Consider the following 15,489-nt stretch of genomic DNA (forward strand, 5'->3'; position numbering starts at 1 on the left):
CAGAATTTTTAGATAATAAAAGAAAACCTCAATACAAATAAAATCATCTCTTACTTCATCTCCTTACAGATCAAATCAATATCAATATAAATTTATTTGGTGTTAAAATTAAAAATCTACCACTATACCGATTGAAGGAAGAGCTGAACCACTATCAATTGATTCAATTCTTGATAAAGTAGGTGGTTGTGAAATACTGCCATCTGAATCACGTAAATAACCTATAGTTGGTGGAGAAGGTGCCTGGCTACCAAAAATATTTTGAATCTCAAGGAATAGATTAAGAGACACTTTATTGAAATTCCACTTTTTATCAATTCTGATGTCTACCTGATTAAAAGAATCTAATCTATTATATTCTAAACTATTGTAATCATAAATAATCACCGGGTAAGTTTCAGAGGTAGCCTCTAAATCAACTTCAGGAAACGGGGATGGCCCTACATATCGGGCTCTGATACCTAACTCCCAGTTTCTTTTAAACTTGTAACCACCGGTAAGAGATACCAGATTTCTGCTATCCCATGAGCTAGGCAAGTAATTATCCTGATCAAAGCCGGTAAACTCACTCCAGAATAATGTATAAGCAAAGATGGCGTAGAAGTTATTCTTCAGTTTTTGATTATACAGGAATTCAAGTCCATAGGTCCTGCCCAGACCAACAGATTCAACAGGTTCATTTCCCAGAACTTCGAAACCGGCCCCTAGATTTGCCAGGGAAACACTATCTCTTAGTGAGACAGGATAATTATCATATTTTTTGTAGAATCCTTCAATACTGATTTTCGATGCTTCATTTACTAAATATTCAATTCCTGCAACTATATGATCACTTTGAATATATTCTACATCCTTATTGACATTTATTCCATCTTCGTTATTGTATCCTAATATAGTATAAGGTGGTAATTTATAATATCTGCCAATTGAAGCATTCAAAGACCACCTTTGATCTTCATCTAATTTATACGTTGCTGAGAATCGGGGGCTGAAGGTCTTATATAATTTATTCCCATCAGCAGTATACGAATTTCCGTCTATTCGAAATCCACCGCTCAATCCCAGTCGATCTTGAAGTAAACTGACGCTTGCCTGTCCGAAAACACCATATTTCATGAAATTAATGTGTGTATCATACGAAACATTATAGGTGTTATCTGTTGTTTCATTATTGTAATCGGCATTTTGAATTGTTCCACCAGCAGAGAAAGTCCAGTTATCCACAAACCTGGTCGCCTCGTATCTTAATTTAGTTTCCCACTCACGAGAGTTATTATTAAATATGACACCGGTTTCAGAAATGTTATCTTCATATCGTACAAACTCATTATTTAAAATATTCGTGCTAAGTGTCGTTCTCATAAATCCATCAACATCCTTAAATCTTCTTTTCCAACTGATTCCTGAAGTAGTTGTCCATTGATTGATCACAGGAACCTGTTCGAGAGAAGCTAATTGCTCAGGATCTGCATCTGATGGCTCGTTTACACTAAAATTATCAATAGAACCGATTCCGGTTACAATTATTTCATTATAGTCATCGATTTTATGAGTTAATTTATATTGATAATCCCAGTAATCTGGTAAAATTGTAAGGTCAAGAAGTTTAAATAAAAACTGCAAATAAGATCGACGTACAGAAGCAATAAAAGAAGTGTTAGCAATGCCTGATTCATTTTTCTTGCCTATGGACCTTCTAAAGTTAATGCAACTTCTGAAGCACTTATTCTAATGTTGCCTCCAAAATTCCTGAAGTCTCCGTTCCTCTGATCAAATTGTAAAACTCCACTAAGCACATTGTCATACTGAGCAGGAAAAGCACTGGTTGTCAAGGTTACCCTTCAAAAAACGAAACATTTAATAATCCAACAGGTCCACCTGCACTTCCTTGTGTAGAAAAGTGATTGATGTTGGGGATTTCAATGCCATCAAGATAATATACATTCTCATTGGGTGCTCCTCCCCTGATGATAACATCATTTCTAAATCCCGCTATGCTTCCCGAAACTCCCGGTAATGACTGGACGACTTTAGCTATATCGTTATTTCCACCGGGATAGGCAGCAATTTCTTCTCTTGAAAGTCTTTGAATTGATAAAGGAGTTGACTCCAGTTTTTGAAATGGATTAGCTCTGACTACCACTTCAGACAATTCTGATACATTTTCTTTTAGTTCAAAATTCAGATCAGGATTTCCTGCACTCCTAATTATGATATTATATTTTATTGCTTCCTCATAACCAACAAATGATGCCTTAATGTTATACGACTTTGGATCAATGTTTTTATTAAATAATAACCATTTATATCTGTTACAGCACCTTTAGAAGTTCCTTCCAGAATTACTGACACCCCTATCAGAGGTTCTCCGGATTTTGCATCAATTACCCTTCCACCTATTTCTCCTTTTTGCTGAGACAGCACCTCAATAGTTGAAAAAAAATGTAATGTAATACACAGGAAAAAAACTAAGGCCTTTTTATTTATCTCCATGACTAGTATAAGATGATCAAGCAATTTTTATAAAATTTATAAAATCAAAACGACTAAATGGTTTTAAAGTTTTGAAGGTAATAAATTAAAATTAATCAGTTTCTAAGCTTATATGGTGATAATGACTGAAATACAGATACTTATAATTAATAGCTTAGTGTTAAAAATAATTTGTTTTCTTACATCTATTATTTCTCATAATCTGAAAAATGACTGGAACTGACAAATTATTCAATTATTCCACTAAATTTGTTTAAACAGAATAAATTCGAATAAAATTGGGTGAGTACAATTTAGTTATTAATTCATTTTAGAAATGTTCCAAATTAGATAATTAGTTTTAACTGAATGATGTGATTGTTTTTTTAATAAGTATCACTTTGTTATTACCTCATTATCTTGACAATAGAAAAATTAAGATTTATTAACATTCAGAAAACATAAGTATTGTGTTTATCTTTGCACACCATGGGGTGGAATAATAATGTTCTTAAATTATTAATATTTTGTAGTGCAATAGTATACAAATGTAAAACCCTGTCTCCTGCAAAAAATCAAACTCTCTTTATTTTATTAACTAATAAACTTTAATATGAATCAGTTTTACAAATCACTGACCTATTTGCTGTTTATATTAGTTAGTACCTCTGCTTTTGCACAGGGATTAACTACTTCAAGCATTAGTGGTGAGGTCTATGATATGATGGCAGAACCATTGCCGGGTGCCTCAGTCATAGCTATTCATGAACCTACAGGTACCAAATATGGTGTAGCGACATTGCCAGATGGATCTTTCAAAATTCCTAACATGAAAGTTGGAGGACCATATAATATTACTGTTAGTTTCGTGGGATTTATTCCTGAAACGCTTCAATTAGAAAAACTTCAACTAGGTGAAAACTTTTCATTTACTATTGCACTGATGGAAGAGTCTACTAACCTGGGAGAAGTAGAAGTTGTTGCTTCCAGAAATGACGATGCTGAGCAAACAGGAGCAGCTACCTACGTAAAAGGTGAGCAATTACGAGAACTCCCTTCAATTGCCAGAAGTCAGCAAGATTTCACCCGGTTAACACCACAATCTGATGGTCTTAGTTTTGGGGGAAGAAATAATTTGTATAATAACTTTTCATTAGACGGATCAGTATTTAACAACTCTTTTGGACTTGACGTACCTACTCCTGGTGGACAAACAGGGGCCCAGCCGGTATCATTAGATGCTATTGATCAGATCCAGGTTTCTCTTGCTCCTTTCGACGTAAGACAAGGTGGTTTTACTGGTGCGGGTATAAATGCTGTTACGAGATCGGGAACGAATGAAATCTCTGCTTCAGTTTATCACTTTTTCAGAAATGAAAATTTTGTAGGAGACCAGGTTTCCGGAACTAGTGTACCAAACCTTGATTTTAAAACAAATACTTCCGGATTCAGAGTTGGTGGCCCAATTATTAAGAATAAGTTATTTTTCTTTGTCAATGGAGAAATTGAAAGAAGAAATGAGCTTGCAACCGGTTTTGTAGCAAGTACTTCTGAAAACCAGGGAGATCCAAACGCAGCAACTGTTAGTGAATCAGATATAATAGCTGTACAACAACATTTAAGAAATAATTGGGGGTATGACCCGGGAGCATACCAGGGGTATTTTCACGAAACATATAATGATAAGATCCTCTTAAAGCTGGATTGGAATATTAATGATAAAAATAACTTTTCAATTCGTTATAATTACCTGAAGAGTTGGAAAGATATACTTCCTCACCCGGAAGCACTTGGTGGAAGATCTCCGGAGCCTTTCAGACTTGCATTTGAGAATTCTTCTTATAGAATTCATAACAATATCAATAGTATAATTGCAGAATTAAATACCCAGTTCTCTAATAAACTATTTAATAAGCTTGTAGTTGGATACTCAGCCTTCAGAGATTACAGGGAGCCTAAATCAGCACCATTCCCTACTATCGACATACTAAATGATCGTGGACAGGTGTCAATATATGCCGGGTCTGAATTCTTTTCAACTGAAAATGTCCTGAACCAGGATGTATTTCAGATTAATGATAACCTGACATTTATCAGGGACAAACATATGATTACGGTTGGTACAAACTTCGAATATTTTGCCTTTGAAAATAGCTTTAACCTGTTTTATTATCCCTGGGTGACTGCTTTCTCTGTTCAGGACTTTTTGAATGATGATTTCGTTTATTTCGCTGGTGATCCGAATGCTCAGACAGGAGATTTTAACCAGGATGTAATCGAGTCTAATAAAAACCCACTAAATATTACCAATTTTGAGGTAGCTCAATGGGCTCTTTACGTTCAGGATGAAATTTCAGTAAGTAACAAGCTAAATCTTACAGCAGGATTGAGAGTTGATATTCCACTTTATTTCTCAGATGTCAATGGAGATCCAAGAGTTGATAATTACGATGGTTGGGTTGATGAAAATGGAAATCCTGCTAGTTTCAATGCATCTCAATGGCCGGACTCAAAATTACTTTGGTCTCCAAGACTAGGATTTAACTATAAGCCACTGGAAACAGATAAAATAGTAATACGAGGTGGTACCGGAATATTTACCGGTAGAATTCCTTTTGTATGGTTAGGAAACCAGGCTGCCAATGCCAGATTCCTTCCAGGATACACTTTCCAGGTAAATGCAACTGCTGAAGACTTTAGATTCCCTCAGGTATGGAAAACTAATATAGCTGTTGATTATAAAACTGATAATAATTGGGAGTTTACAGGAGAATTACTTTACGGTAAAGATGTAAATGCAGTAGTTCATAGAAACTATAACATGAATGTTCCAACGGATAGATTATCAGGAACTGGAGATGAAAGGCTGATCTTTACAGACTTTAGTGATGTGAATATTTATAGTGCAGATCCTGATTCAGAAACATTCCTTGACGCGGGAGCAATACTTTTAGATAATACTAGTAAAGGATATCAGTTTAATGTAACCGGTCAGGTGAGAAAAGCATTTGATAACGGATTAAACTTTATGGCTGCCTATACATATCTTGATTCAAGAGATTTGACTTCTATTCCTGCTGAGATTGCTGCAGATGCTTTCCAGAGAAATGTTGTGGCTGGGAACCCAAATAATCCGGATTACAGCTGGTCTCGTTATGGATTGGAGCATCGATTCATTGCTTCGCTAAATTATGGTAAAACATATGCAAACGACAAGTTCAGAACTTCAATCGGAATGTTTTATGAGATTGGTTCAGGAGGACGTTATAATATGGTTTATGCCACTGCTCCTGATGCAACAGCTAGTATAAATGGTGATAATATTACTTTCAATGACTTAATTTATATCCCTGCTAATCAAAACGATATAAACTTCGGTACTGTAGATGCTACCGGTGTAGGAATTGAAGCTGCAAATGCCGCTGAGCAATGGGCTGCATTAGATGCTTACATTTCAGGAAATGATTATCTGGATAGTCGAAGAGGAGATTATTTTGAAAGAAATGGTGGACAATTACCATGGTTCGCTCAATTGGATATAAAAATTCTTCAGGATTTTAATTTCTTAGCGAATGGTAAGACTAACACCATCCAGTTATCAGTTGATATTCTGAATTTTGGTAATATGATTAACAGTGACTGGGGTGTAAGACAGATTCTTCAAACTAATGCTCCGATCACTTATACAGGTACTGATAACAATAATGTTCCTTATTTCAACTTTGATCCTGATTTGCAGAATAATTACAACGATAATGTATCATTGATCTCTAAATGGCAAATGCAGCTTGGAGTGAGATATATATTTAATTAATAATCAGAAAAATAGAAAGGCTGCCATTTGGCAGCCTTTCTATTTTAATCTCGTATTGAAAACTCATCATCTTCCAGAATCTTTGAAGCCATTTTCGTTACCTCATCAAGTTCATTAAGGCCATCCAACATATGTTTCTTTATCTCCTCAGGATGTAATTGATTATCCATTTCAATTAATATTTGCAAGCCCAGTAACCTGCATAGTGGCCCTCTGATCTTATGAGCATTTATAAATGCATACCGTGTTAACTTTTTATTCATATCCTGGATCTTCCTGGTTCGTTCATAAACCATGCTTTCCAAATTGCTATTTAACTCGGCTATTTCTAGTTGCTTTTTAATTAGTCTTTCATTAGCATCTTTCCTTTGTGCAGCTTTTATCGCTATTACGTAGGCATCTGCCAGCGATTTAAGCAATAAAATCTCTTCGTCCAGCCAATGTCTCTTTGCCATCGATTCACAGCATATAACTCCCTTTAATTTACCATAACTCATAATGGGGCAATCAAGCAGAGATTTATATTCGTAATCAGAAATATGATTCTTTTTAAGGTTGAATAATATTGGATTGTTTTTCACATCATTCGCATTCAGAAATTCATTATTCATCAGAAAATCAAAATATTCATTGTGATCGGATTTTCTGACTTCTTTTAAATAGCGTTGGCTTTCTATATTATCATAACTATCATCAAGAATAAGCTTCTCTTTTGAATAATCGTAAACCCAAAATGTAACTCGATCAAGTTTGAGGAAGTTTTTGACATAATCGACTATTAGGTTTCTAACTTCCTGAAGGTTGCCTTCATGGACGTCTTCTTCTTTAGAAATTTGATATAAAGCCTTTAAAACTACTCCTATCTTCTCTCGTTTTTCTTTGAGTAAGTCATTTGCCCCTTGCAATTCTATATGGCTCTTTTTAATCTCATCGTATTGCTGACTAATTGTTTCTGCCTGCTGTGATAACAGAGAACTTTGTGTTTTTAATTCGTTGTTTAATTGGATTAGCTTGTTATTGATCCTAAGGGTTTCTTTCTGGTATATATTTACAAAATAAATCCCTACAATAAGTAATCCTGAGATGGAGACGATATGCCACCAATTCTGATTACCTATTACCCCAAAAACGAGTACATCTTCAAATAGATAAATACCGATTAAACTAAAAGTTATAATGACGATCCAGAATATAACTGCTTTTCTATTCAATAAAATAGAAGAGAGTAAAACAATGATCATCATCCAATGTAATCCAGGAGCCACAATACCGCTTCTTTGTAGTGAATAAAATATTATAGCAATATATATGGCTATACAGAAAACCCATGAAAATAATTTTACTGAGCGGGTTTTAATTAGGAGATAATAAAAAACACTAAATGCAATTAAGGATATGCCAAAGGTTATAGACTTTTCAACTGAATTAAAAACCACATGAGTTATGGTTAGTAATAATAAGGCAATTATTATTATCCTGTAAATTTTAACTAAAATTGAAAATTTATCCATGTGCCTGGCCCTCTATATTAAAAATAAAAATAGAGATGATATAAAAAATGTAATTCTATAAATAAGAATTTAATAATAATCAAAATAATTAATTATAGATTTCAATTACTCGTTTAAGTTCATTTATTTTTCGATGAAATGCACTTTTTTAATACATCAGTTAATTATAGAAAGATTATATGCCACTGATAAAGTATCCTATCCTTTCTTGAAGCTTTCATCAATAACCATTGATTTGATTGAAAATAGTAACATTTAAAGTCTTGGTTGATGAAAGCTTACTGATCACTTATCTGCATTTTTATGGGCTTTATAATCATTTAGAATTAGTTGATCGAATCTATAATTTGTAAGGTTACCAAATACAATCGAAATAGATGAATACTAAAATCAAATTTATAATTAAAAATGTGCAGAATTAGCATTTTAGTTCTTTTACTGGCGGTTACATTTTCTTTACAAGCTCAAAAGATTTACAATACGCAAAATGATGGAAGCCAAAATTGGGATGATCTCAATATCTGGTCTAAGAGTCCAAACGAAGGCTGGGTAGCTGATTACCCCGGTGATAATGTAAATTCTGATGAATATGTTTACATTTCAGGTTACGTAACTCGTTTTGGGAATTTAAACATTGAAGGAGGAGCTTATTTAACTATTAACGATACTTTGGTGATTACAGGTGATGTGAATGCTGCCGGAGGTGCGAATATTATTGTAGAAGATAACGGCCTTTTAATTATAGTGGGTGATTTTAATTTGAGTGGTGGATTAACGATGGATAATACCAGTTCCGCAGGTCGTGTCGTTGTTGGCGGTGAATTTTCAATGTCAGGGGGAGCAGACGTAGAAACAAACCCAAACTTCTATTTATTTGATCCTAATCCACAATTTAATGGTGGTGCAACTGTAAATGGTGACAGAGCGAACAGATCTCCGGAGAATAATTTTAAAGATTCAAATGATTTGCAAAATGAGGACCCAAAAATCTATGATTTTATTACCTCATCGGGAATTAATCCTCTACCGGTCGAATTGATTTCATTTTCTGGTTTTTATAATGGAGAAAAGGTGGTCCTTGAATGGTCTACAGCAAAAGAAGAAGATTCAGATTATTTTGAAGTACTGGGTTCAAATGATGGTATTAATTATGTTAAAAAAGCAACAATTAACGCAGCTGGAAATAGTAATTCCATAACACATTATGCTATTGAAGTAAATGCACCATCTGGAACGAATTATTTTAAATTAAAACAATACGATTTAAACGGTTCTTTTGATGAATTTGAAGTGATCATGGTTGATGTTGTTAACACATATAATCAACCAACTATCTATCCTAATCCAGTTTCAGGTAATAATTTTAAGATGACGGTACCGGAACTAAAAAATCAAAATCACGATGGAATACAATTAATGGTAATCGATATATTTGGAAAACCAGTTCCTGTTAATAATTATTCAATTAATGAAAACACAGGAACAATTGAAGTGTATTTAAGATCCAAACCGATTACTGGTAAATATTTTGTTCAAGTTATTACCCATGAAAAGGTTTATACCTCACCATTCTTAGTTAAGTAAGTCAATAATAATTATACTATTATTAATCCTGGAATATTTAATCAATTTAAAATTCCAGGATTTTTTTATTGATTTATTTTATTCATTAAAATTCTAAATTATAGTTTGGTGTTTGGATTCTTTCACTTTCATTTTTTCTGTTTAAACTTCAAACATGCATATTAATCGGCTTTTTCCTGGTTATTATTCCACTCTGTTTGATTTTATTTATTTATAGAAAGTATTAATAAGCTGTGCTGCTAATTATATTAAATATATATTTTGTCTTTTGCGATTTGATTATGAATTTTAATTAAATTTTCTATTTGATTGAAGAAAGGATTTAATAATGAAGATCAGCAACCTTAATAATAATGACAATTTATTTCCCAGACTGCTAGCTGAGGCAGAAGACAGGGAATTAAAGAATATTGTTGAAAAAGCAGCAAAAGATCTGGGTACCCCGATAGCCATGGTCAATTTAATGCTGGATCATATACAGTTTTTTCGAGCTCATTATGGATTACCGGAAGACCTTAAAATTGCTGGAAGTACAAATAAGGATGTCTCTTTTTGTCAATTTGTGGTAAATAAAGGAAATATATTTGAAGTTAATGATGCTGAAAATGACAACAGAATTCCAAAACATCTGGTAAGAGAATATGGCATAAAATCATATTTGGGGATGCCAATTAGGGCTCGCCACGAAATTATTGGCTCTTTATGTGTAATTGATACAGTACCCAGAAAATTCACACCTGAGGAGCAAGAAAACTTATTGAAATTATCTGAAATAGTTAATAAGAGGTTTGAGCAAATTTTAATTGAAAGGGAAAATTCCAGGCCAAGTCTTATAGAAAGAAATGCAACCTATGCTATTGAGGAACTGAGAAATGCAATTAAGCCATTATCGGAGGGTGTTAATAATGGGTTTAGTTTCTTAAAAACTATTAGTTCTTTTGTGAAACTATCAGAACATCAGTTAAATGGTAATACCGTTTCATCATCATCGCTAAGAAGTTTGCTTAACGCTGCAAAGAAATCTTTAGTAGAACTTGAGAATGATCTATATAATTTAGATGCAGCAGCAGGCGATATTAGTGATTCTGTAAAAGCCCTGGATAATTTACTGATTGAATCTGAAGCTACATACTTAAATGAAGTTGCCGAATCTGGAAGGGAATTATCAAGACACCTGACTAAAGATATCGGCGGTGTGTTTTTGCCTGATATTGAGACGAATCCGCGTCTTTCTATCGCTAAATCCACAGGGATAGCCCTTGTTTCAAACTGTCTGTTGCACATGGCTATTATTCTATCCGAAAAAAGTAATTATTCCGATGGTATTAAAATGAACATTTCTGATCTGGAGCATGAGGCTTGTATTTCGATTCAGGCATCTGGTTTCACTAAATCAAATTCAAGAAATCTATTAAAAACATTAAATAGCCTCACTATAAATAATCCTTCTATAGAAATTGTAGAAATACCAGATGGAGTTGAATTAAGGTTTTCTATACTGAGAAAATAATCTATCTACCTTTATCGGAACTAAAAGTCAGAAGGTATTTTTCAGAATCCTTTAATATAAGTTCATCATCATCTATTAAAAAGAGGAAGCTTTATTTAATGAAACTATCAGATCGTTTTCAATTTTAGAGCATCCTTTTTTTCTGAGAGCTTCAAGGCGAATAATTATGTAATTATCTTTTACAAAATATTTACCACTAATACTATTACACCCTGTAGTTCCGGCGATATCACCGTCACTTTCAAATCGTATATTCGGAATCTTCCGTTTCATATTTGAAAGCTGGGTTGAGTCAAAATGTATTTGACTAAGTGTCCAGGAATTTTTATGTAATTTATCCTCTTTTGAAAGAGGCTCATTGGTTTTACAAGAAAGACCAATTATTGATATAATAATGCTGCAGATAAGTAAGTGATATTTCATTCCGGTATAATTGTTTCTTATATAATATAAGAATTTCCAGAATTAATTTCACTTTTTATTCCTTACATATACATGTTTGATGTTCGATTTTTCAGTTTTTCGCTCATCAATTTCAAATTCCTTATCTAAATCCTTTAAAATTGGGGTCAGCTTTGGATATCCATAATTACGCGGATCAAATTCAGGTCGCTTCTTAATCACGAGGTTGCCAACTTCTCCAAGAAATGCCCAGCCATCATCATCTGCAAGGTCATTTATAGACGATTTAATTATGCGGAGAATTTTCTTATCCAGGCGTGCCTTAGACTTACTTTTAGACTGACTGGTTGATTTTTTGATTGATTTCGACTTCTCCTCTTCATCTTTGCTAAGGATCTCAATGTAGATAAATTTATCACAAGCTACGATAAACGGATCAGGGGTCTTTTTTTCACCGATTCCAATAACTTTCATTCCTGACTCTCTTAATCTGGTAGCAAGTCTAGTGAAGTCACTATCACTCGATACGATGCAAAAACCATCAACTTTTTCACTATATAGAATGTCCATAGCATCTATGATCATCGCTGAATCTGTGGCATTTTTACCCTGAGTATATGAATATTGTTGAATCGGTGTAATGGCGTTTTCAAGAAGCACACTTTTCCATCCGGCTACTGTTGGCTTGGTCCAGTCTCCGTATATTCTTTTAGTTGAAGGAATACCAAATTTGGCTATCTCCTCCATCATTTCTTTTACGTTTTTATAAGGAACATTGTCAGCATCTATTAAAACAGCTAACCTAAGGTCTTTTTTTTCATTCATAATTACGTGTTTCGAGCGTAAGATACAAAAAGAGTTGACAAATACACCTTGTCAACTCATTGGCCTCAATTTAAATTCAAATAGTCTTTATCAGATATTAGTTCATCCCTAACATTCTTTATATATAAGCAAAGCTGGTCTATCTCTTTCCTGGTTAACTCAGGGTTTATAATACATAACCTGATTACCGGTCGGCCAAGTAGTTCTGTGGAAGTAATAATGTATTGCCCATCCTGAAGGAATCTGTTAATCATTGCCCTGGTCAATTTATCCTCTTGCTGAGAATCATTCTTTTTAAGTTTTGGACGAAAATTAATAATGGCCAGTCTTGCTGGAGTAACAATTGTCCAACCGTCCTGATCATGGAGGTTCTCCTCTACTCTCCTGGCAAGATCCATTCCAAGTTGAATAGCCCGACGAAATTCTGAAACACCAAAAAACTGTAGTGATAACCACAGCTTAAGCGCTTTAAAATTTCTTGTTAGCTGAATACCCTGGTTATAATAATTCAATTGTTCAGAATCGTCATAGGTTTCTTTTAAATATTCTGCTTCAATGTGAAAGGCATTTAACAAATGTTCTTTATTTCTAACCAACAGGCATCCTGCCTCATATGGCTGAAACCACCATTTATGAGGGTCTATCGTTATTGAGTCTACTTCTTCTATTCCACTTAGCAATTGCTTACCCTCTTCAGTTAAGACTATAGCAGCACCATAAGCTCCATCTATATGAAGCCACATTTTATACTCATTTGCTATTTTTCGTAACTTTTTTATGTTATCTACTGCTCCCGTATTGGTTGTTCCGGCATTTCCTACAATTACAAATGGAATAAATCCATCGTTTAGATCCTTCTTAATCTGCTTTTCTAATTTTGCCAGGTCTATGGCAAAATTCTCATCATGATCAATCGGTTCATACTGATAAGGCTCAAAACCCAATACCCTTAAACCCTTTTTTACTGATGCATGAGTTTGAGTAGCCCCGTAAACTTTAAATTTTCGCCAGTTATCAGAATGAAAATTTCGTCGGGCGGTTTCCATAGCAGACATGTTTGCCATACTTCCACCACTTAAAAATAAACCACCGCCTGATTTAGGAAGTCCTATACTATCAAGAAGCCAATTGATGGTTTGTCTTTCAACCTTAGCAGGACCTTTTCCTACTAGCTGACTACCGCTAAAAGAATTAAAACTCGAAATAATGTAATCAGCCAGGTTGCTAATGAAATTTGAAGGTCCGGGTATATACCCCAGAAACCGAGGGTTTGAGGGTAATGAAGTTTCTTTATAAATTTCCCTTGTAATTAACTTTAACAATCCTTCAAAAGATTTCCCATCTTCCTTAAAAGGGTTCTTATTGAGTACTTCATCCAGTTTAAAACTTGGTTTACTCAGCGGTTTATATTTTTGATTCGCCTGGTGATCAATAATTTCCGCAGTCACCATGTCTGCGAGCTGTTTCATTTCTTCAGGTGATATTCTCAGGGGCTATTGTTGTTCATATTGACTCTCAAATTTTTATACCTTAAAGCTAGTAAATAGTGCTTTTAGTTTATTTAATTAAAATAGTTTTTAGATCAATTTCTAAAAATTCGAAACTCTGTTAATTTTCTTATTGATCTGCTGAAACCTATTATAGGTCTTTTATCTCCTAATATTTATCGATAAAGTTCAATATATAATTACTTTTAAAAATAAAAACATCGTCTTTTGTCTTTTTATTTTTTATTTAACAAACATTTTTCAACATGAAATGCTTTAAAATCTTTCTTTTTGCTTTTATAGCTATTATTAGTTTTATCAACATTAATGCTCAAAATTTAGATAGAAACAATGTTTCATTTTCAAGATTAAGATTACCTTCAACACCTCTACCTGAAAATGTAAAGTTTTATAATCCAGAGCTGGATTTAGGTTATGTTTATCACGGAGATAGCAGGACTATGGTAGAACAAACACTAAAAAATGCTATTAAAATTGATGGTTTAGAAAGAGGTCCAAAAGGTGATGATTGTATAACAATCTTGGCACGTCTTGAAAGCTATTATAAAAGCGAATTACGTTATGAAACAGTTCAGAAAAATGAAAAAAGAGGAGAAGAAACAGTGAAGGTAACTTATCATTTCCTAACCTTCGATTACAAATATCCTTTATATTATGAATTGATTTTACCAGGAGAATATGAAGCTGAATCAAAAGGGTTTATTAATAATTCTCACGAGATGAAAAATTATGAATCCAGACAATACAGAAATAAAAGTGATTTAATAAAATGGTGGAGTGAGAATTATAAATCACTTCAGGCTAAATTAAGAAAAGACCTTCTAAATACTAATGCCTCAACATTAGGAAATCTTCTAGATGATAGATTTGGTTTTAAAACTGTAAAAGACAATGAAATGTTCTTTACAGTAAAAAAAATCAAAAAATTTGATTACACAGATCTTGACGAGGCCTATTCGCTTGCTAAACAAGGTCTTGAAATGATGCAGAATGATCAGCCATTGCCTTCTGATGCTGCAAGATCAACAATGCAAAAAGCGATCGATATCTGGGTTAAAGCATTAGATGAAGCTGATCTTGAAACTAGAAAGGTCAGAGTTAACTCTAAAGTTGCCGGAGCAATTGCAAATAACCTGGTAAACCTTTATACCTTGATGGGGGAATTTGACAAAGCTCAAGCAGCTATAACTAAAGCTGAAGAGCATTTCAAAAAAGATGGCTGGACTTATATGGCTCAGCAAAAATTAAATGATTTGAAAATGAGAATAGAAGCCAATCAAATCACTATTCAGTAATATTTTTTAACTGTTTTTTTATGAGAAATTTAATTAGTCTCTTTTTATTAGTATTTTTTTTGTAGGCTTTGTCGGGTGTTCAGCACCTGAGGAAGAAGAGGTAATACCTTCAGGTACAATAATTGATAATCAGGGTATAAACGTAGTTTTAGAATGGACTACTGGTGGAACTGTAACTCAATCTATTGAAGATGCTGATCTTGATCTTTACATAGGTACAACTACATCTATTTCAGATGCAGAATTTGAATCTTCATGGAGTTTTCAATATGAAGAAATAGAACTTGGATCAATTTACGCTGATAACACTTATTATGTGACAGTAGAATATCATTCGGGAGTAGCCAGAGCAGATTATACAGTGTATGTTCAGGGATTATCAGATGGAAAATCTCTTTCGTACGACGGTTACTTTCTTGCCGAAGATGATGGATTAACTACTCAAATTATAAAAATCAATAAAAGCGGAGATAATTACGCTGTTATAGATTAATTAAGTGTTGAAATATAAAATAAGGGCTTCAATTTTGAGGCCTTTTTTATTATAAATAATTTCATATTTTGATTT

General features: G+C 33.6%; 13 protein-coding genes. 5 read left to right on the top strand and 8 right to left on the bottom strand.

Annotated elements, in window-relative coordinates; translation table 11 throughout:
• Positions 1 to 108 precede the first annotated feature (108 nt).
• The 4 genes from DCC35_RS20920 to DCC35_RS20935 all read right to left on the bottom strand — a co-directional run bounded on the left by DCC35_RS20920 (position 109) and on the right by DCC35_RS20935 (position 2,493).
• Complete coding sequence (locus DCC35_RS20920) at positions 109 to 1,623, bottom strand: TonB-dependent receptor plug domain-containing protein (RefSeq protein ID WP_217495820.1); 1,515 nt, start codon at positions 1,621 to 1,623, stop codon at positions 109 to 111.
• 62 nt (positions 1,624 to 1,685) lie between these two features.
• Positions 1,686 to 1,832, bottom strand: coding sequence for a hypothetical protein (locus DCC35_RS20925; RefSeq protein ID WP_217495821.1), 147 nt, complete (start codon positions 1,830 to 1,832; stop codon positions 1,686 to 1,688).
• 2 nt (positions 1,833 to 1,834) lie between these two features.
• Positions 1,835 to 2,143: a TonB-dependent receptor plug domain-containing protein gene (locus tag DCC35_RS20930; RefSeq protein WP_246070242.1), complete on the bottom strand. Its 309-nt coding sequence runs from the start codon at positions 2,141 to 2,143 to the stop codon at positions 1,835 to 1,837.
• Between the two features lie 80 nt (positions 2,144 to 2,223).
• Positions 2,224 to 2,493, bottom strand: a complete 270-nt coding sequence (locus tag DCC35_RS20935) for a carboxypeptidase-like regulatory domain-containing protein (RefSeq protein WP_217495823.1) — start codon at positions 2,491 to 2,493, stop codon at positions 2,224 to 2,226.
• A 592-nt stretch (positions 2,494 to 3,085) separates the two neighbouring features.
• Between DCC35_RS20935 and DCC35_RS11845 the strand changes: the two genes are divergently transcribed.
• Positions 3,086 to 6,286: a TonB-dependent receptor gene (locus DCC35_RS11845; protein WP_137091004.1), complete on the top strand. Its 3,201-nt coding sequence runs from the start codon at positions 3,086 to 3,088 to the stop codon at positions 6,284 to 6,286.
• A gap of 44 nt (positions 6,287 to 6,330) precedes the next feature.
• On the opposite strand, the gene DCC35_RS11850 is transcribed toward DCC35_RS11845, so the two are convergent.
• Complete coding sequence (locus DCC35_RS11850; RefSeq protein ID WP_175402802.1) at positions 6,331 to 7,551, bottom strand: GAF domain-containing protein; 1,221 nt, start codon at positions 7,549 to 7,551, stop codon at positions 6,331 to 6,333.
• A gap of 654 nt (positions 7,552 to 8,205) precedes the next feature.
• On the opposite strand from DCC35_RS11850, the gene DCC35_RS11855 reads away from it, so the two are divergent.
• Together DCC35_RS11855 and DCC35_RS11860 are read left to right on the top strand one after the other, a co-directional pair.
• On the top strand, positions 8,206 to 9,381 hold the full coding sequence (locus DCC35_RS11855) for a T9SS type A sorting domain-containing protein (RefSeq protein ID WP_137091006.1): 1,176 nt from the start codon (positions 8,206 to 8,208) through the stop codon (positions 9,379 to 9,381).
• Between the two features lie 328 nt (positions 9,382 to 9,709).
• On the top strand, positions 9,710 to 10,891 hold the full coding sequence (locus tag DCC35_RS11860; protein WP_137091007.1) for a GAF domain-containing protein: 1,182 nt from the start codon (positions 9,710 to 9,712) through the stop codon (positions 10,889 to 10,891).
• Between the two features lie 75 nt (positions 10,892 to 10,966).
• Here the strand turns inward: DCC35_RS11860 and DCC35_RS11865 are convergent, their stop codons facing one another.
• The 3 genes from DCC35_RS11865 to DCC35_RS11875 all read right to left on the bottom strand — a co-directional run bounded on the left by DCC35_RS11865 (position 10,967) and on the right by DCC35_RS11875 (position 13,587).
• A complete protein-coding gene (locus tag DCC35_RS11865; RefSeq protein ID WP_137091008.1) occupies positions 10,967 to 11,314 on the bottom strand; it encodes an META domain-containing protein in 348 nt (115 codons plus the stop codon).
• A 48-nt stretch (positions 11,315 to 11,362) separates the two neighbouring features.
• The gene (locus DCC35_RS11870; protein ID WP_137091009.1) at positions 11,363 to 12,118 is read right to left on the bottom strand and encodes an NYN domain-containing protein; all 756 of its coding nucleotides are present in this window, start codon (positions 12,116 to 12,118) and stop codon (positions 11,363 to 11,365) included.
• A gap of 65 nt (positions 12,119 to 12,183) precedes the next feature.
• Positions 12,184 to 13,587, bottom strand: coding sequence for a pyridoxal phosphate-dependent decarboxylase family protein (locus tag DCC35_RS11875; RefSeq protein ID WP_137091010.1), 1,404 nt, complete (start codon positions 13,585 to 13,587; stop codon positions 12,184 to 12,186).
• Positions 13,588 to 13,871: 284 nt separating this feature from the next.
• On the opposite strand from DCC35_RS11875, the gene DCC35_RS11880 reads away from it, so the two are divergent.
• Together DCC35_RS11880 and DCC35_RS20695 are read left to right on the top strand one after the other, a co-directional pair.
• Positions 13,872 to 14,921, top strand: coding sequence for a hypothetical protein (locus tag DCC35_RS11880; RefSeq protein WP_137091011.1), 1,050 nt, complete (start codon positions 13,872 to 13,874; stop codon positions 14,919 to 14,921).
• Between the two features lie 316 nt (positions 14,922 to 15,237).
• Positions 15,238 to 15,414: a hypothetical protein gene (locus DCC35_RS20695; protein WP_175402803.1), complete on the top strand. Its 177-nt coding sequence runs from the start codon at positions 15,238 to 15,240 to the stop codon at positions 15,412 to 15,414.
• Positions 15,415 to 15,489: the final 75 nt, after the last annotated feature.

This window comes from Mangrovivirga cuniculi, assembly GCF_005166025.1.
GTDB classification, from domain to species: domain Bacteria; phylum Bacteroidota; class Bacteroidia; order Cytophagales; family Cyclobacteriaceae; genus Mangrovivirga; species Mangrovivirga cuniculi.